The organism is Streptococcus mitis, from assembly GCF_003942685.1.
Lineage (GTDB): Bacteria > Bacillota > Bacilli > Lactobacillales > Streptococcaceae > Streptococcus > Streptococcus mitis_CD.
Genome location: NZ_RJNR01000001.1, coordinates 284,174 through 302,513, shown reverse-complemented (window position 1 = coordinate 302,513; position 18,340 = coordinate 284,174). Strand labels below are relative to the sequence as shown.

Annotated in this window: 16 protein-coding genes; 2 read left to right on the top strand and 14 right to left on the bottom strand. The window is 36.8% G+C overall.

From position 1 onward, the window contains the following. Position 1: 1 nt before the first annotated feature. From D8855_RS01485 to D8855_RS01420, 14 genes are all read right to left on the bottom strand, one after another. Positions 2–1,417 carry a flippase gene (locus tag D8855_RS01485; protein WP_049510087.1) on the bottom strand — a complete coding sequence of 472 codons (1,416 nt, stop codon included), beginning with the start codon at positions 1,415–1,417 and terminating at the stop codon, positions 2–4. Positions 1,418–1,570: 153 nt separating this feature from the next. Beyond that, positions 1,571–2,524: a glycosyltransferase family 2 protein gene (locus D8855_RS01480; RefSeq protein WP_049493086.1), complete on the bottom strand. Its 954-nt coding sequence runs from the start codon at positions 2,522–2,524 to the stop codon at positions 1,571–1,573. Between the two features lies 1 nt (position 2,525). After that, positions 2,526–3,530, bottom strand: coding sequence for a glycosyltransferase family 2 protein (locus D8855_RS01475; protein WP_049493090.1), 1,005 nt, complete (start codon positions 3,528–3,530; stop codon positions 2,526–2,528). 8 nt (positions 3,531–3,538) lie between these two features. Further along, the gene (locus D8855_RS01470) at positions 3,539–4,621 is read right to left on the bottom strand and encodes a glycosyltransferase family 4 protein (protein WP_049493093.1); all 1,083 of its coding nucleotides are present in this window, start codon (positions 4,619–4,621) and stop codon (positions 3,539–3,541) included. Between the two features lie 7 nt (positions 4,622–4,628). Continuing rightward, positions 4,629–5,465, bottom strand: coding sequence for a LicD family protein (locus tag D8855_RS01465; protein ID WP_049493095.1), 837 nt, complete (start codon positions 5,463–5,465; stop codon positions 4,629–4,631). A gap of 97 nt (positions 5,466–5,562) precedes the next feature. Then, entirely contained in the window at positions 5,563–6,780 is a 1,218-nt protein-coding gene (locus D8855_RS01460; RefSeq protein ID WP_049493098.1) for a hypothetical protein, read from the bottom strand. Positions 6,781–6,798: 18 nt separating this feature from the next. After that, positions 6,799–7,593, bottom strand: coding sequence for a DUF4422 domain-containing protein (locus D8855_RS01455; protein WP_049493100.1), 795 nt, complete (start codon positions 7,591–7,593; stop codon positions 6,799–6,801). Positions 7,594–7,808: 215 nt separating this feature from the next. After that, positions 7,809–8,402 carry a sugar transferase gene (locus D8855_RS01450; RefSeq protein ID WP_125415637.1) on the bottom strand — a complete coding sequence of 198 codons (594 nt, stop codon included), beginning with the start codon at positions 8,400–8,402 and terminating at the stop codon, positions 7,809–7,811. 98 nt (positions 8,403–8,500) lie between these two features. Then, positions 8,501–9,193, bottom strand: coding sequence for a tyrosine-protein kinase (locus tag D8855_RS01445; protein WP_049493106.1), 693 nt, complete (start codon positions 9,191–9,193; stop codon positions 8,501–8,503). Positions 9,194–9,202: 9 nt separating this feature from the next. After that, the gene (cpsC, locus tag D8855_RS01440) at positions 9,203–9,895 is read right to left on the bottom strand and encodes a capsular polysaccharide biosynthesis protein CpsC (protein WP_049493109.1); all 693 of its coding nucleotides are present in this window, start codon (positions 9,893–9,895) and stop codon (positions 9,203–9,205) included. An 8-nt stretch (positions 9,896–9,903) separates the two neighbouring features. Next, positions 9,904–10,635 (bottom strand): capsular polysaccharide biosynthesis protein Cps4B, encoded by a 732-nt coding sequence (gene cps4B, locus D8855_RS01435; RefSeq protein ID WP_049493112.1) that lies wholly within the window; start codon positions 10,633–10,635, stop codon positions 9,904–9,906. A 1-nt stretch (position 10,636) separates the two neighbouring features. Next, positions 10,637–12,082: an LCP family glycopolymer transferase CpsA gene (cpsA, locus tag D8855_RS01430; protein WP_049510090.1), complete on the bottom strand. Its 1,446-nt coding sequence runs from the start codon at positions 12,080–12,082 to the stop codon at positions 10,637–10,639. Positions 12,083–12,323: 241 nt separating this feature from the next. Continuing rightward, positions 12,324–14,282, bottom strand: coding sequence for a peptide ABC transporter substrate-binding protein (locus tag D8855_RS01425; RefSeq protein WP_125415587.1), 1,959 nt, complete (start codon positions 14,280–14,282; stop codon positions 12,324–12,326). A gap of 196 nt (positions 14,283–14,478) precedes the next feature. Further along, a complete protein-coding gene (locus D8855_RS01420) occupies positions 14,479–16,086 on the bottom strand; it encodes a glycoside hydrolase family 13 protein (RefSeq protein WP_049510094.1) in 1,608 nt (535 codons plus the stop codon). A gap of 152 nt (positions 16,087–16,238) precedes the next feature. Here D8855_RS01420 and D8855_RS01415 point away from each other — a divergent pair, with 152 nt between their 5' ends. Together D8855_RS01415 and D8855_RS01410 are read left to right on the top strand one after the other, a co-directional pair. Beyond that, positions 16,239–17,723, top strand: a complete 1,485-nt coding sequence (locus D8855_RS01415) for a DUF1846 domain-containing protein (RefSeq protein ID WP_125415586.1) — start codon at positions 16,239–16,241, stop codon at positions 17,721–17,723. 94 nt (positions 17,724–17,817) lie between these two features. Further along, the gene (locus D8855_RS01410) at positions 17,818–18,300 is read left to right on the top strand and encodes an S-ribosylhomocysteine lyase (RefSeq protein WP_049510097.1); all 483 of its coding nucleotides are present in this window, start codon (positions 17,818–17,820) and stop codon (positions 18,298–18,300) included. Positions 18,301–18,340 lie beyond the last annotated feature (40 nt).

Below are 18,340 nucleotides of genomic sequence, written 5' to 3'. Positions count from 1 at the left end.
TCTATTTTTTCCCAATAATTTGTTTTAATTCTTTCACATCTACCACTTTCAGAGATAGGATAGCAATTAGATAAAAAATCCCACCAAGCACTGCAAATACAAAAACATTTATAGTTGGCGAAAAATGTATAACTGTTTTTGAACCTAGCAGAATGCCATACATGATAGCCGATGCTAGAACAATTTTTGTCATAGATCCGATAATCGGAATTTCTTTTAGGTATTTGCGAGTAAAGTATAATTGTATCGCCCATACTAGCGCTTCTGTCAATACAGAAACAATGGCTGCTCCGATATATCCAAGTTTTGGAAGGAATAGTAAATTCAAACCTACACTGATAATGGCAGGAGCTGTTGTTGAAATCATGAATTCTTTATTTTGATTGTGAGGTATCAGCATCTGAATTCCCATGATATTGGTCCAACCGATAAAGAACATACGGAAGATCATAATGGCGATTGCATAACGTGCATCCTGAAAATCTTGACCAAGGAAAAACTGAACAAAATCGTCATTGACAATCAAGATTCCTGCCATCATTGGGAAAATCACTAAATTATAAACGAGGAAGGACATTTCATGCATCTTATTGACTGCCTTATGATCACCTGTCGCTAACAAATGAGCGACACGAGGTAACATAACGCTTCCCAAGGAAGTTACCAAGGTCAGAAGGATATTTACCAACTTTAGAGCCTGATCATAAATCCCTACATCTTTTGTAGAAGCCAAGGCTCCAAGCATGGTACGATCTAACGTAACATACAAGGAAATCGCCACTTGCGGAAGGAACAATAATATGACGGGCTTCACATGATGCCTAGCATATTCTATGTCAAAATGCGGTCTACCGATAAACTCTCGAGCAGGCAACCACATACTTAGTTGCCCCAAAAGTTCAAATACAGTTAGCAAAAAAACATAGAGATATAGGTCATTTGCAGATTTGACAAAGAGGAAGATTGAAATGACTCCAACAAGCTTGACCGTAATATTTCGAACAGTAATCTTTCGAAAATCCTCCAACCCTTGAAAGAGCCAGGAAATGTCTAAACCTTTTGAAACTAAGCTCAAGCCTAGAATGTAGGCTACCGGATTTTGCATAAAGGGAAGAGTCAAACAAAGAAGAACATACAAGGACAGAGAAAGAACTGTTGCACCTAATTGCAGAGAGTAGATCCCCCAAAAGTTTTTTTCAATTTCCTTGCGATGTCCTGAAATGACCTTGGTCCCATAGTTAGCAACTCCTAGCGTCGCTAAGAGGATGAAGTAGGTGACAATGGAATTAAAGTATCCGTACGTCCCTAAATCATCCGAAGAAAAGACCCGTGTTACGTAGGGAGTCGTAATAATCGGGAGTAAAATCACCAACAGTTGGTAAGATAGATTGTAGGCGTAGTTTTTTAGTACTTTCATCTCAACCTGCCCTATTATAATCAATCAGTGACATTGAAAATCGTGAACGAACAGACTTATAATGGGCAATTCTTCTAAACGCTTCTTTCATATTTCCTCTTTCCTACAATTTTTTGACACTTGTTGCAAATTAAATTGGATCTATGTATCATACTATCGTAGCAACAAATACAATTTAGGGCTAAACATAAAAATAAGGTATTTTAGTTTTAGTTTCCATGATAACTTACTATTTTTTAGTAACTCACTCATTTCGACTCTCAACAACTCTTTATCTTTTGAAAAATCTTTTAAGCCTGAGTCAGCTTTTGCACCAATCACTACAAAACCACCTAATAATTTTTTAGCTTGCAAAGCTTGCTTTAATTCTGGACTTTGAATGTACTCTCTTTTAATAACTTCCTCATTTTTTGCAACAGCTTCAAAGAAATCATATCTTTTTTCAGTAAATGTCGAACGAACTATACTCCCTTCCCTCCGATAGTAATTGTAGGTTTCAAGTGGACTAATCACGATTCTTTCAGCTAAGGCAAGGTGTTCTCCTACAACATAAAAATCCTCATAGATTTTTCCAACTGGGAATGGGACGCGTTCCAATATGCTTTTTTTATAAAGCTTAGCACAGGCAGAGACGGTTGCAACTTTGTCTTCCAACATCAGTTCTAAGGCCTTCTCCTTTGTAATCACACTCAAACTTTCATAGTCTGACTGTTTAAGATGATGGGAACTATAATCATTATATTTTGAAGTAGCTTTCACTTTTGTTGAAATCAAATCTGCTTGATGCGTTTCCTGTATTTTTACCATTAATTCGAGCGTATAGTCTTCAAGGTAATCATCTGGATCTAAAAAGAAAATCCAATCTGAGTTGGCTTTTGTCACTCCAAAGTTACGCGCATCAGATAAGCCTCCATTTTCCTTGTGAAAAAGATGGATGTTTTCATATTTTCGAGCGTAATCTTCACACAATCGAGGAGAATCATCTGTGGAACCGTCATTGACGAGGATTATCTCAAAATTTTGATAGGTTTGTTTCAGCAAGCTATCTATCGCATAATGCAGATAGTCTGCAACATTATAAACCGGAATAACGATGCTGATAAACATCCTAAATGCCTCTCTCTTTTTCTTTCTTTTCAGAGTATTTCTTCAAAATCGGATTAAAAATTATTCCCAAAGCAAAGCTAGTCCTATAATTTAAGTAAGACAATCTGTCAAATTTTTTCGTAGGAACGTATTTATATGAGCTTTGATCAATCTTTCCATACAATTCCTTCAATAGTTCCTCCGAGCCATCGACCATCCAAGATAAATCAACCTGCAAACTAATTAAGTAGGCCAATGTCTCAGAAACAACTCGGTTTAAAATAGGTTCACTTTCAATTTTTGAAAAATAATCTAGAACAGAATTTGTAACAGTCAAATGATGACGGACATTACGCTTCATACTCTCGATATTCATACTTTGCTCTGGTCTACCTATGTAGTATTGATAAATGTCATAGTTCCAATAACTGAAACTATGAACATACTCCAAAGGAAAGAGTGTGTATTGAATATCAACATAAAATGTTTTTTCACTTAAACGAATCTTGTTTTCCGACAAGATTGATGTCTTATAAGTAACCGAGTGCATCGGGATGCGAACATCCGGAATTCCCATGTGTTTTTTGCCAATTTCATACTTGTCTACGAAATCATTTCGTACCGCAGTATTGTTATAGACATGCTGCTCTGTAAAATCTGTAATCACCATATCCACATTAACAGTTTCAAGAGCATCTAAAAACTTTTCAAATTCTGATGGAATAACCCAGTCATCCCCATCAATCACTTTAAAAAATTTTCCCTTTGCTTCTTGAATACCGCGATTGATTGTCGAACCATGACCGCCGTTTTCTTTTGTAATGACACGGCCATCCAGCAACGAATCTTTGGCTAATATTTTTTCTGCTACTAAAGCCGTATCGTCTGTACTTCCATCATTGACAACCAGTACTTCAAATTTATTTTTATAATCCGGGTGTACTTGTTGAAAAGACTCCAGCCCTTTTGAAATGTAGTCCTGAATATTATAACTGGGCATTACAATTGTTAACAAACAATCCTTCATCCTATCTCCTAAATCGTCTCAATTAGTTCAAGCCACTGCTTGAGAATTTTATCTTTATTAAATTTATCCATATTGTCTTTTGCATGTTCTGAGAAAGACTGTCTCAAAACTTCATCTTCCATCAGTTCAAGCAATTTTTCACTCAACTTGTCTGTATCATAACACTCAACCAGATAGCCATTAACTCCCTCTTCAACAATCTCATTCGGTCCTGTCGGACAACTGAAGCTAACTATAGGAAGATTGTATTGTTGAGCTTCTAACAATACCAAGGGTAAACCTTCGTAACGAGAAGTCATGACATAAATTCCTTTATCTCCATAAATCAAATCCTGATTTTTTTCAAGTCCTTTTATGACTAACTTATCCTGTAAATTATTTTCGTTGATTAAATCTCTGATTTTATCTACTTCATCTTGTTCACCTGAACCGTAGATTTCCCAAGTCCAGTTAGATTTCTCATTTAAAACCTTCTTGGCAACTTGAACAAGATAATCATAGCCCTTTTGATAATCGAAGCGACCTACTGTTACAATTTTCACCGACTCATCGTTATAAGCTACATTGGAAAGACAATCTTCTTTCCAATTATAGATGTAATCAATTTTTTCCTCAAAAATACCATATTTTTTTATATAATTTCTACGATCTTCTTGTGTGAGAGTAATAATCTTGTCTGCAAATTTAGCACCAACATATCTCTGGACTTTTTTAACTTTAGTATCAATGTCAACTATTGAGTTTGTGTGGTCACAAGAAATAAATTTTGTTTTTAAACCAAGAGTACTTGCTACACCTACTGAATTCATACTCATTCCGATACCAAACACAATATCGATACCTTGCTTTGTCAAATAACTCCTTAGTAACTTAACAGCGGAAAGAAAATTCTTACTCATAGAAATTTTTTTAGGTGATAAATTTCTATATTTAACTGAGTCTTTTACTGGAAAAAAATTTGTTTCTGTAGAAATCATGGATAGTAAATGTACTTCATACATTTCTGATAATTCATTCGCAAGGCTCGTAGCTACTTTCAAGCCTCCATCTGTTCTATCAATACTCCATTTCACTAAAGCGATTTTTTTCATGTTTCAACTACTCCCATTCTTCGTTATCACCAAGAGATATTATCTTATAGTGATGTTGGTTTCGCTTATCTTCTGGAGGTAACTGCATATAATTCTCTCCATAAATTGCTTCCAAATATTCTTTATACTTACGAGGACAACTCAGATCAATCCCTTCAAACTCTAATGATACTGGCTCTCCAAAATAGTCTGAAGGTACGATTTCTCTAAGTTTATATGCTCCTGTATAGTTCCCTGCAAAAGCTTCCTTAAACGAATATTTTTTTAGCGTTTGTAAATATTTTTTCTGTGCCCAGTTAAAAGAAATAATCTTTTCAATATTAACAACGTTCGCAAAAGCAATAATCATTTTTTCAGTTAGTGGACGATTCTCTTTTTTTTGATTTACTAAACTATTAAACTGAGAGAGCTGGACCATCATTCTTGTGTACAAGTATCTAAAAGAATGGATTTTTTTCTCTAAATTATTTGACGGCATCCCATCCAGTGGAAAAACATCTATCCATAAACTTTCTACCAATTCTTCTTTACTATAATTCATGATAATCTTTGTTGAATCATCTCTAATCACAGAGAAAGCTTTTTTATAACCAGCAGTATCTTCGCTCAAAAATTTATAATTACTTGGTAACAGGTCTGGAGCTAGTTTTTTAAATTTTTCATAATCTTCTCTAGGCATACCGATATCGATATCGTCATCCCAAGGTATAAAACCTTTATGACGTACCGCTCCTAACAAGGTACCTCCTAGAGCATAGTAGCTAAGGTTATTTTCTTCACATATACTAATGAACTCTTTTAAGATAGATAAAATCTTATCTTGGATGATTTTTATATCCGACACACTTCCCCCCCTATATAAAAATAGCAAAACTCGATATACAACAGTCTTCTCCGGCTATACTCTTGTAAGTTCTTGCTAAATATTTCTTAGCATACTACTATATAATTTCTTCAAAAGAATTCCCCCCTAACTCTTCATCACTTTCATCAGAAAATTGGTAATCTGAGTAAATTAAACTACCTATCAAAATCCAAAAGATATTGTAATGGAGGTACAAATTTAGATCGTCTATCATAGACTGAAAACTCATCACAATTAAAATAAAAGCAATAATCCACTGATTTTTCTTGATAGCTTTAGAAAGTGTTAACGTTAATAGCGTTACCATTAAAACTAGAACGAGTAAACCAAATTTTTGTAGAACTTGAATATACAAATTATCAACATACAGATATGTCTGATAATTTCTAACTCCTTCAACGGTCAGACCATTGCCATTCCATTCAACTGGTTTCCCAAATAAACCAAAACCAAATAATTCCAGAGATTTATTAGCCAAGTATAATCTACCACCTAACGCCTGATTTAACTTGAAAAAGAAACCATTTACAAAATAATTGTTTGATCCGAGATAATTTATTGTAATCCAAAAGCTAATTATTGCATTAAAAATAAAGGTGAATTTGAAAATTTTAAACACATTCCCTAACTTAGACAATATATTAGGGAACCACTTTATTAGTATATTGAAGGCTAACAATATACAAGAATTGTAAAATGTTAAGCGAGAATCAGTTTGTCCATATACCCAATAAACAGACAAGGATAGTAATAACCACTGCCAATATCTTATGTTGTTTTTATTTATATAGAGTGTAGTAGCAACTACATTCATAAGTAAGATCGATGGAAGTAGGGCATATCTGAACCCTAGATAACTACGGACTCGAGTCCCAGAAATTTCTAAATAATTTGTAATAACTCCCATATTTGCGCTAAATATAACAAACAGTAACATCAGAACACTTACTACTAAGGAAGTTTTTGCTACACTTTTAAAAGGTATATCACGTAAAGCGTATATAAAAAATAGACTTATCGCAATATTTGAACTTAAAGTACTTATTTTCCCTATAATCAAATAAACTAAAACTGTAATAATTAAACCTATAATAGTTCTATAATCATAATCCTTTTTATATAACTCTTTTATAACTAACAAAGCGAGTGAAATGGCTATCAGCACCTTATAAGCAATTCTTGGTAGATGTTGAACATAAAAAGTAGCATCTAAAATTGAAACAAATAAAAATATCCCTAGAGCAGTAAGAGCTAAAATTTCTGGCAAAGACCTTTTTTGTACTACTATTTTCATCACTATTTTTATTCCTAACTAAAAACTCTGTCCATATTTTTTCCCAAAGAATTTTGCTTGTAGGAAAGATTTTCCTTTTTGAATCAAGTCAATTTTCTCCATATAGATAAACGGTATCTCTTTTACCCGCAAACCTTGTTTTGCCAACCAAACGTTGAACAAACGTTCACTGATACGACCAAATAATCTAGCATCAAAAGCAGAATAGTCTGTAATGTCTAATCTTCTATAGAGTTCATCGACAATCGGGAATAACCATTCACAATAGGCTGCTACATTTTCTTTAGACATGATAAACATATTGAACATATAGCCACTGCGTTGTTTCATGACCTGATCAAAAGCGACGATATAATCCGGTCTCAATTCACTCACAATCTGGCGTGTCACGTCTAAATGGTTGGCATCGTGAGTATGTGCATAGTGTGAGTATAGCGTTTCAATATAATATTTCCTTTTTTTAGGAACAACAACATCATATTTTGACAGCAAGTTTTTAACTTCTGACTTTGAAAGAATAATATCATCCATACTAATTGCTTCTCTATATGAGTGTCGTTTTGATGTGAAATATCTGCGGTAATGTACCAATCCAAGATAATCACATTCTAAATTTTTCCAAGCCCAATATAATCCTGTTAATTCACAATAATAAGGATTAAGGTGAGAAATATGAACTCCTTGATTATCTGGTTGATAACCTAAATCTTCCTTACCCTCACTACCAACTTGGATAGGGATATACAAGTCCTTATCCTCTGGCATTTGAAATTGTTTATGTGTCGCAACTATGATTCTATACGTTTTAGACATTTCTATATCCTAATTCAATTCCCTTCATCCATATCTAGCTCAACTACCTTTTAATCAAAATTGTAATCATTCTCTGTTGAAAAAATATCCAGTCAAAATAGATTTTCACTAAAACTATCTTGACCCAAAAAGATAAAATTGAATACCAAAGATATCCTTTTTGTATTCAATTTTATCTTTATATGTTCCACTTCATACTGACTCAGCTTAAATTCTCAATGAGCTCCGTCACCGGATAACACTCTTCTAATAGTCAAAAAGAAAATTTTGATGTCTAACCACAAAGACTGATTTCTAGGATAATATAATTCCATTTCACAACGTTCAGGATAATATACTCGACTCCTACCTGAAATTTGCCATATCCCCGTAATTCCAGGACGAACAGACAATAAAACTTCCTGCTCTTCCTCAGAATATTCATCTAGTTCATTTTCAAGAATTGGCCTTGGCCCAATAAGACTCATATCACCTAGTAACAAATTTATAAACTGAGGAACTTCATCAATACTTGTTCTTCTTATAAAATCTCCAATATTTGTAAGCCGTGGATCCTCGTTTGGTGGCAATTTATAGCTATTGTTTTTATATTTTTCATAAAGTTCCTTATTCGAGATCAGAATTTCTTCTGCATTTTCGACCATCGATCTAAACTTAATGATTTTAAATTTTTTCCCTCTGAGACCTACTCTATATTGTGTAAAAAATATACTTCCTTTATAACCTTTAATCTTGTAGATTGAAAAGATAGTTAGAGAACAGGGTAAAACGATAAATATTGTTCCACACAAACCGATAAATACATCCATAAATCTTTTAAAACAAAAATAGATTATATTATTTTGTTTCACCTAAACTCCCCTCCTTGTAATAACATCCTCAGAAAATTTTATAACTACAAGAGCCCCTATTTTCTCCCATAATTTCCGTAAGAACCATACTCACCGTAAGAACCATATTTCTCAGCTGAAGTATTGAATTTATTTAATACAACTCCCAAGAATGGTTTATTCGTTTGTTCCAATTGATCTTTAGCCTTCTGAACATCTTTTCTGTTCGCCTCTCCTGCCGCAGTAACTAAAACAGATGCATCACATTTTTGTGTGATAATAGCTGCGTCGATAACGATACCAATAGGTGCTGTATCAACAATAATATAATCAAAATATTTGCGAAGTGTATCAATCATAGTACTGAAGTTTTCACTTTGCAATAAAGCAGTTGGGTTGGGTGAGATAGACCCAGCTTGAACTACAAATAGATTTTCAACATTGGTATCACATAGACCATGAGATAGGTCTGTTGTTCCAGATAAAAACTCTGTCAATCCGGTAATTTTTTCACGTGACTTGAAGACACCTGACATGACAGAATTCCGAATATCAGCATCTACTAACAAGGTCTTATAACCTGCACGCGCGAAGGCCCAAGCAATGTTTGTAGAAGTCGTTGACTTTCCTTCACCCGGTTTAACTGAAGTGATAGAAATCACTTGTAAATTATTTCCACTCAATTGTATATTCGTACGCAAGGCATTATAGTATTCTTCCGCTTTTTTGGCCAGATCTAATTTTTTCTGTGCTATTTCTAATGTCGGCATATCTCTCTCCTATTTCAATTTATCCAAATTTGGAACAACTCCCAACAATGCGATTTGCATAACATCTTCAATATCCTCTGGACGTTTCACTCGTGTGTCAACCAGTTCAACGATCAGAACAACGATAACCGTAAAGACTGTTCCTCCAAGTAGACCTATAATTGTATTTCTACGAATATTTGGAGAAGATGGTGCTATAGCGGGACGAGCTTCTTCAAGTGTTGTGACATCAGAAACGCGTGTGATACTGATAATCTTTTCAGCAGCTACTTCTCTCAAGGAGTTAGCAATACGACTAGCTTCCTCAGGGACTCTATCATTAACTGAAATAGATACGATACGGGTATCGACTGGTACGGTTACCTTGACTTTACTAGCCAAATCTTTTGGTGATAGATCTAATTTCAAATTAGATGTCACCTTTTCCAAAACATCTTGAGATAAAATAATTTCACGATAGTCTTTAACCAAGTATGATCCAGCTTGCAAGTCTTGGTTTGTCAAACCAGGTTTATCCCCCTGATTACGGTTGACTACATAAATCCGTGTAGTACTAGTGAACTCCGGTTTAACGATAAAAGCACTATAGGCAAAAGCTAAAGCTCCAGCTACAATTGCTACTAATGCAATTAGAATTTTTCTTTTCCAAAGAATTTTAAATAGGTGAAATACATCGATTTCCATAGTATTTTGTTCTTTCATATTTTCTCCTAAATTATTTGATCCATTATAATTTTCCTAGGGTTCTCTACAAATAGCTCTTCCGCCTTGCCCCTACCATACTTTTTAGAAATAATCTGATAAGCCTCCTCCATATAAGGGGGTCTACTATCTAGGTTATGCATATCACTTGCAATGACATGAACCAGGTCTCTCTCCAAAAAATATTGGGCTCTCTTTTTCATGAATTTATAGGTTTCACCAAAGAGCTTAGGTTTTAGAACATGAGAACTATTTACTTGCGTATAGCATCCCATATCAATCAGTTCCTGAACACGTTTTTCATTGTTTTCCAGAGCATCATAACGTTCAATATGAGCAATCACCGGGGTAATCCCCAACATCAAAATATTGCTTAATCCTTTATGAATATCGCGATAGGGTGTATTCATACTAAATTCAATCAAAGCATAACGACTGTTATTGAGAGTAGGAATGCGCTTGTTTTCTAATTTTTCTAGAACATCTGGAGTATAGTATATCTCTGCTCCGTAAGCAATGACCAAATCATCTGCCACTTCTTTAGCAATCTCACGAACCTTTAAAAAATTCGTCGCTATTTTTTCTTCTGGAGTCTCAAACATCCCTTTTCGACGATGGGAAGTCGAAACAATCATCCGAACCCCTTGATTATACGCTTCTCTTAAAAGGGCTTTGCTATCTTCTATAGACTTTGGCCCGTCATCTACATCAAAGACAATGTGAGAATGGATATCAATCATATCATCTTCCCTCCATCACATCTTGTATCGCACTTTTAGCAGCTGCTAAACTACTGTCATCGATTTCCATCATATAGAGGTTACTATCTGGCATAGCATAAGAAGGAAGTCCCATTCGACCTGTACCTTTGAGGTCTTGAGAGTTGACTTTATAACTGCCACCACTCTCCAATTGAGTATTAACCAAATCCATCATCGTTTCGATAGGCATATTTGTTTGAAGGGAATCTTGCAAACCTTGAAGAATATCACTATAATTTTTCAATGCTTCGGTAGAAGTTAATTTCTGTATGATTGCGACGATCACCTTTTGTTGATTACGACCACGGTCACGATCCCCATCAGCTAAAGAATAGCGCTCACGCACAAAACCAAGAGCTTGCTCCGAGTCAAGATGAACGTTCCCTACAGGATAGAACTTCCCATTTGTATGAGCGGTAAACTCTTGATCATTATAGACATCAACTCCACCAAGGAGGTCAATCAATTTCAAGAACGAAGTGAAGTTTAGACGAACATAGTAATTAATATCAACTCCATAAAGATTTTCCAAAGTATGAATAGAGGAGTCAACTCCATAAATACCTGCATGAGTCAACTTATCTTTTTGATTATTCCCGCCGTCAGCAATCGGAACATAAGAATCTCGAGGGGTTGTTGTCAATAGAATTTTTTTTGAATCTTGATTAACAGTCATCAAAATGTTGACATCTGAACGAGAAACTGAACTAATTGGTCCGTAAGTGTCAATACCACTCACATAGACATTGAAGGATTTGTTCTTAGAAACTTTAGGAGCAGCTACTTCTTTGGTGATATTTTTAGTGTAGATTTTCCTAATTTTTGATGCGTAATCAGGGTATTCAGATTCTATAATATTTTCAAAGACGCTATTTAAGACAATCGCTTTTGCTTCACCTGATACCAAGCTCTTATAAGCTGCAAGGTATGAGGTGCTTTGTTCAACCGTCAATTCTTTGCTCTGACTAGTTTTGATATCAGCTATCAATTTTTGAATATTATCATTATCAGTATCCGTAGGTCCTGTAACACTATCTAATTGCGTGACATTATGAACGTCACTATCTTTCAGAACAACAACACTCATTGAGTATTCTGAGTAATTTGACGTAGAATTGATATGACTAGTAAAGCCGACAAATTGTTGCAGTGCAAAAAAAGAAACTGAACTCATTAAAATAGCTAGTGTTAAAAAGAAAATTGTAAACTTTTCTGCTTTTCTATAAATGATCAAAAGCAGACTCGCTAAAGCGACCAAAATCACTACAGCTGCCGTCATAACATTCAGGTATCTAAACGCCAATATATTATGTCTAAAAATCAAGAACAGCAAAAAACCACCCAATAATACATAAATGGTTAATAAAGCTATATTAATGCTCCGCTTAACTTTACCCGAACGGGCTCTTTTTGAACGTTTATTCATAGTTTTCCCCTATATGTTGATTATCAGAATTATTATATCACAATCATGAAATAATTTCCATTTATTCCTTTTTTTATCAGCGTTTTCAATATATCTTCTAAATGTACTCCGAAGGAATAATTGTTTTTTTATAACCTGTAAAGTATCTATCGTTTCCTATTTTGACATTCTCGTTTCATAGACAGAGGAATACGAATCAAAAATATAACAAACAAGGTCCCTTACGGAACCTCGCTCATCATTATTTAACATGATTTTCTGCTTCTTTTTGGGCTTTTTCGATTGCTTTTTTGCTTTCTTGCTCCCATTTGATTTTAGCTTCTTCATACTGTTTGGTTGTTACAGTATCTTTTTGCAGCTTCATGTACTTGTAGTTATTGCCGTCACCCTTGATGCCGACTAGTGAATAACCTCTTGTAAATGGCGTTACTTTGGTTACAGATGCTGTTCCACCGCTCGACATAGCTGACATAATCAGAGAATTGTCAATCATCCAAGCCTGTGCTTCAGCATATTTTTCATAGCGTTTGCCTACATCTTTATTTTCACTATCTGCATCTTTGAGCATCTTGGTGTAGGTATCAAGCCCCAAGCTAGCAATCTTAGCTTTATCTTCTTGAGCATCTAAACCAAAAATCTTGAGGTAGAACCCATCCTCAGCATTGAAAGGATTGAGATAAGTTGACGGATCTTGGTAGTCACCTACCCAACCATCAAAGTTCAAATCATAGTCACGATCAGCTGGTGTCGGTGCCAAGAAAGCTACATTATTAAAATCATCTGTTGAAAGTTGCTGAACATCAATGACAATGTTATCAGCACCTAAAACTGACTCAAGTGTCTGCTTAACAGAGTTCATACCTGTCACAGCGTTTTTACTTGTCTGATCAACTGCCACATCCAAGTGAATTGGGAAAGTCAAACCTTGACTTGCCAATTCTTTTTTAGCTTCCGCAAATTTTGCTTGGGCTTTTTCTTTGTTGAAATAGGCATCCTGAGCATCTGCCAAGTTCATACCTGACCATTCTGTGCCATAGTTAACCAATTTAGAAGCGACTACTTCTCCAAAGGTCTTGTCTCCAACTTGGACAAATGTTGGAGGCACTAGGGTGTTACGAAGAGTCTTGCTAGCTGCTTCTTCCCCATTTGACTGAGCAGAATAGGCTGCGCGGTCCAAGGCAAAGTTCACCGCTTGGCGGAAGTTTTTGTTCAAGACAGCTGTCTCAGTTGACTTCTTCTGCTCATCTGTCGTTTTAGCAGTGTGATTGTAGGCCTTACGGTTGACGTTGAAATTAAAATACCAAGAAGTCTTGTCTTGCAAGCTATAGACGATATTATCCTTATATTTCTCCTTGGTCTTGGCGAAGTTAGAACTATTTGGATAAACCCCAGCGATAGAATAAGCTCCACTTTCAAAGTTACGGATGGTCAATTCTTGGTCTGAACCATCAAAATAGGCCAATTTCACGTGTTCAATTGATACTTTGTCATGATCATAGTAATACGGATTTTTCACATACTCGATAGATGATTTTGATGTGAAATCTTTTAACAAATAAGGTCCGCTGTAGAGAATGCTATCTGGAGATAGGGTCCCAAAATCTTTCCCTTTTGAGTTTAAAAACTCTTCATTTACCGGGAAAAGAATACTATTGGTTGTTTTTGAATTCCAGTAAGGCTCTGGACGTGCCAAAGTATACTCAACAGTCTGGTCGTCAATAGCTTTCACCCCAACCTTAGAGAAATCAGAATCCGCTCCTGTAATATAATCATTCAAACCCTTGATCGAGTTTTGAATCAAGTCAATGGCCTGTGATTTATTGTCCACTGCATACTTGATACCTGTCACAAAATCTTGTGCTTTGACTGAGGCGTACTCTTCACCGTCAGCCGTGAACCATTTGGCATCTTTTCTCAGTTTGTAGGTATAAGTCAGACCGTCGCTTGAAACAGACCAGTCTTCTGCCAAAGACGGAACTAAGTTCCCGTGATTGTCATTTTCAAGCAAGCCATCAACTAGGTTGGTAATAATGGCTGTATTATCAGCGTAGTAGTCTAATAAATAGTTAAATGTAGTTGGATTTCCACTAAAGGTTGATGAGTAAGTTTTTGTATCTGAACCTGATTGTCCGCAAGCAGCTAAAAGCAAAGCAGCTGCAACAGTCAGGCCTGCACTAAGGATACGCTTTTTTGTAGTCATCTTCTTTCTCCTTTATGTTAGTTTTTATAACATAGGTTTATTTTACCAAAATAGTGGAAATTTGTAAAGTTAATTGAATTTCTAGAATGAAAGTTTATAAATCTTTGCCATAAAAAAACAAAGGATTTCTGCCTTTCATACAGTCCTCCCTTGTTTTTATACGATTTCGATTTTTAGATTTTTCTGTAAAAAATGTTTATAGTAATTCCACACAGAAAGCATCCCATGGAGCCAAGATTTGTTTTTCAAATGCTTCTTGAGCCGCGATGTTTTCAATCAAGACCGATTTGACGTTCCCTTCTACGGTCAAGTCTTGTTCTTCATTGGACAAATTAGCTACGACTAGGAATCGACGGTTGCCATCTTTACGGATATAGGCAAAAACCTTGTCAGCCGTATCAAGCAATTCAAAGTCAGCTCGAATCAGCCAACTATTCTCCTTACGGATTTGAACCAGTTTCTGATAAGTATAGAAAATAGAATCGGGATTTGCCAGCGCTTCTTGAACGTTGATTGCTTGATAGTTTGGATTCACTGCCAACCAAGGTTGACCTGTTGAGAAACCAGCATTTTTGCCCTCGTCCCATTGCATAGGGGTACGGGCATTGTCACGACCAATGACACGGATACTGTCCATGATTTCTTCCATCGGAACGCCTTTTTCAAGAGCTTCACGCGCATAGTTGAGGGATTCAATATCTTCTACTTGGTCCAGTGTTTCAAACGGATAGTTGGTCATCCCAATCTCCTCGCCTTGGTAGATATAAGGAGTTCCTCTCATGAGATGAAGCAAGATGGCAAAGGCTTTGGCAGATTTTTCGCGGTATTCTTGGTCATTTCCCCAGATAGAGACAATACGAGGGAGGTCATGATTGTTCCAGAAGAGGGAATTCCAACCATCCTCAACTCCTAATTCTGTCTGCCATTTGTTGAAAATCTCTTTTAACTTAGCGATATTCAACTCTTTTTGATAGTGCCATTTAGGCTGACCTTCCTGATACTGAAGACAGATATGCTCAAACTGGAAGACCATAGACAATTCTTGACCCTTTGGATCAGAGTAGAGCTTGGCAATCTCTGGCGTTGCCCCCCAAGTTTCTCCTACTGTTAAGAGATTCTTATCTCCAAAGGTCGCCTGATTCATCTCCTTGAGATAGGGATGGAGCATAGGACCATTATTGACTACCTTCTCGTCAGGAATTTTCCCAATCATGTCAATAACATCCATACGGAAGCCGCCAATGCCTTTATCAATCCAGAAGTTCATCATCTCATAAATTTTCTGACGAAGCTTTTCATTTTCCCAGTTGAGATCCGGCTGTTTCTTACTGAAAAAGTGAAGATAGTATTGACCTGACTTTTCATCGTATTCCCAAGCAGAACCACTAAAGATAGAATCTAGGTCGTTAGGTTCATCCCGCCAAATATAGTAGTCTCGTTCAGGGCTATCAGGATTTTCACAGGCCTCGACAAACCAAGCATGCTCATCTGAGGTATGATTGACCACTAAGTCCATGATGATACGAATATCACGCTTCTTAGCTTCCGCGATCAGTTGGTCCATATCCTCCATGGTTCCGAAAATAGCTGCAATCGCTTGATAATCAGCAATATCATAGCCATTATCATCCATAGGACTGTCATAAACTGGAGAAAGCCAAATCGCTGTAATTCCTAACTTGGCTAGATAGTCTAACTTACTGGTAATTCCTGGCAAATCGCCAATTCCATCTCCGTTGCTATCCATAAAGCTCTTAGGATAGACTTGATAGACTACGGCATTGTGCCACCATTTTTCTTGCATCTTCTTACCTCATTATTTTAATAATCTGTAATCTATGATAGCGCTTTTTAAAATTTTATGCAAGCGTTTGCCTAATCTTTTTGATTCCTTTTTTAACTCCATAGTTTCCTAACTTCCAATTTTTTATTATAATAGAGGTCAGAGGTAAAAAAATGAAAAAACAAGCTTTTAGTTCTGAACAATATTTGAATCTACAGCGCGACCACATTTTGGAGCGCATTAACCAATTTGACGGCAAGCTCTACTTGGAGTTTGGCGGCAAAATGTTAGAAGATTTCCACGCTGCTCGCGTTCTTCCTGGTTATGAGCCTGACAACAAAATCAAGCTCTTACAAGAATTGAAAGAGCAGGTTGAGGTTGTGATTGCTATTAATGCTAGCAATATCGAACATTCCAAAGCACGTGGTGACTTGGGCATTTCTTATGACCAAGAAGTTCTTCGTTTGATTGACAAATTCAATGAATTAGGGATTTTTGTTGGCTCCGTTGTCATCACACAGTACGCTGGCCAACCTGCTGCAGATGCCTTCCGTAACCAACTTGAGAAAAATGGTATCGATTCTTATCTTCATTATCCAATCAAAGGATATCCGACGGATATGGATCACATCATTTCGCCAGAAGGTATGGGGAAAAACGACTACATCAAAACCAGTCGCAACTTGATCGTCGTAACCGCTCCTGGACCTGGTTCTGGAAAATTGGCAACCTGTATGTCCAATATGTACCACGACCAAATCAATGGTATCAAGTCTGGCTACGCTAAATTTGAAACCTTCCCAGTTTGGAATCTTCCCCTTCATCACCCAGTCAATTTGGCCTACGAGGCTGCAACCGCAGACCTTGACGATGTCAACATGATTGACCCCTTCCATCTCCAAACCTATGGAGAAACCACTGTCAACTACAACCGTGATATCGAGATTTTCCCAGTGCTCAAACGCATGTTGGAACGTATCCTTGGTGAATCTCCATACGCTTCACCGACAGACATGGGTGTCAACATGGTTGGTTTCGCTATTACTGATGACGAAGCGGCTGTCGAAGCTTCTAAACAAGAAATCATCCGCCGTTACTATCAAACTGTTCTTGATTTTAAAGCCGAAAAAGTTGGTGAACCAGCTGTCAAGAAAATCGAGTTGCTTATGAACGACCTCGGTATCACACCTACAGACCGTAAGGTTGCTGTTGCTGCACGCCAAAAAGCAGAAGAAACTGGTGGACCAGCCCTAGCCCTTGAATTACCAAATGGGGAGATTGTGACTGGTAAAAACTCAGAACTCTTTGGCCCTACAGCCGCTGCTCTTATCAACGCTATCAAGAAATCAGCTGATATTGCTAAAGAAGTAAAACTAATCGAACCTGAAGTTGTTAAGCCAATCCAAGGTCTTAAAATCGATCATCTCGGTAGTCGTAATCCACGCCTGCATTCAAATGAAATCCTGATTGCACTTGCTATCACTGCTACAGAAAATCCTGATGCTGCTCGTGCTATGGAAGAACTTGGCAACCTCAAAGGAAGCGAAGCCCACTCAACCATCATCTTAACCGATGAAGACAAGAATGTCCTTCGTAAACTGGGTATCAATGTAACCTTTGACCCTTACTACCAATACGACCGCTTGTATCGTAAATAAAGATTTCAACCTCTCCAGCCTCGGAGAGGTTTTCTCTCTGCCTCAAGAGCCGGCTTTATGTTATAATGAAAGAAGAAAACTGAAAGGATTTACCATGCCAAAAGAAGTTATTGTTGAAAGTTTTGAACTTGACCACACCATTGTTAAGGCACCCTATGTTCGCTTGATTGGGGAGGAAAAAGGGCCAAAGGGAGATGTCATCTCCAATTATGATATTCGCTTAGTGCAACCCAATGAAGACTCTATCCCTACTGCTGGCCTTCACACTATCGAGCACCTCTTAGCAAAACTCATCCGTACCCGCATCGACGGCATGATTGACTGTTCACCATTTGGTTGCCGCACAGGCTTCCACATGATTATGTGGGGGCGCCACACCAGTGCTGAAATCGCATCTGTTATCAAGGATTCGCTCAAAGAAATCGCTGAAACTACTACTTGGGAAGATGTTCCTGGAACAACCATCGAATCTTGCGGTAACTACAAGGATCACAGCCTCTTTTCTGCTAAAGAATGGGCTAAACTCATCTTGGAACAAGGGATTTCAGACGATGCCTTTGAGCGCCATGTGATCTAAACATAAAAAAGGAACCAGCTTTTCAGCTGGCTCCTTCTTT

Coding starts and splice junctions, on each gene's coding strand:
- D8855_RS01485 (WP_049510087.1), bottom strand. CDS start 1,417: ATGAAAGTACTAAAAAACTACGCCTACAATCTATCTTACCAACTGTTG.
- D8855_RS01480 (WP_049493086.1), bottom strand. CDS start 2,524: ATGTTTATCAGCATCGTTATTCCGGTTTATAATGTTGCAGACTATCTG.
- D8855_RS01475 (WP_049493090.1), bottom strand. CDS start 3,530: ATGAAGGATTGTTTGTTAACAATTGTAATGCCCAGTTATAATATTCAG.
- D8855_RS01470 (WP_049493093.1), bottom strand. CDS start 4,621: ATGAAAAAAATCGCTTTAGTGAAATGGAGTATTGATAGAACAGATGGA.
- D8855_RS01460 (WP_049493098.1), bottom strand. CDS start 6,780: ATGAAAATAGTAGTACAAAAAAGGTCTTTGCCAGAAATTTTAGCTCTT.
- D8855_RS01455 (WP_049493100.1), bottom strand. CDS start 7,593: ATGTCTAAAACGTATAGAATCATAGTTGCGACACATAAACAATTTCAA.
- D8855_RS01450 (WP_125415637.1), bottom strand. CDS start 8,402: ATGGATGTATTTATCGGTTTGTGTGGAACAATATTTATCGTTTTACCC.
- D8855_RS01445 (WP_049493106.1), bottom strand. CDS start 9,193: ATGCCGACATTAGAAATAGCACAGAAAAAATTAGATCTGGCCAAAAAA.
- cpsC (WP_049493109.1), bottom strand. CDS start 9,895: ATGAAAGAACAAAATACTATGGAAATCGATGTATTTCACCTATTTAAA.
- cps4B (WP_049493112.1), bottom strand. CDS start 10,635: ATGATTGATATCCATTCTCACATTGTCTTTGATGTAGATGACGGGCCA.
- cpsA (WP_049510090.1), bottom strand. CDS start 12,082: ATGAATAAACGTTCAAAAAGAGCCCGTTCGGGTAAAGTTAAGCGGAGC.
- D8855_RS01425 (WP_125415587.1), bottom strand. CDS start 14,282: ATGACTACAAAAAAGCGTATCCTTAGTGCAGGCCTGACTGTTGCAGCT.
- D8855_RS01420 (WP_049510094.1), bottom strand. CDS start 16,086: ATGCAAGAAAAATGGTGGCACAATGCCGTAGTCTATCAAGTCTATCCT.
- D8855_RS01415 (WP_125415586.1), top strand. CDS start 16,239: ATGAAAAAACAAGCTTTTAGTTCTGAACAATATTTGAATCTACAGCGC.
- D8855_RS01410 (WP_049510097.1), top strand. CDS start 17,818: ATGCCAAAAGAAGTTATTGTTGAAAGTTTTGAACTTGACCACACCATT.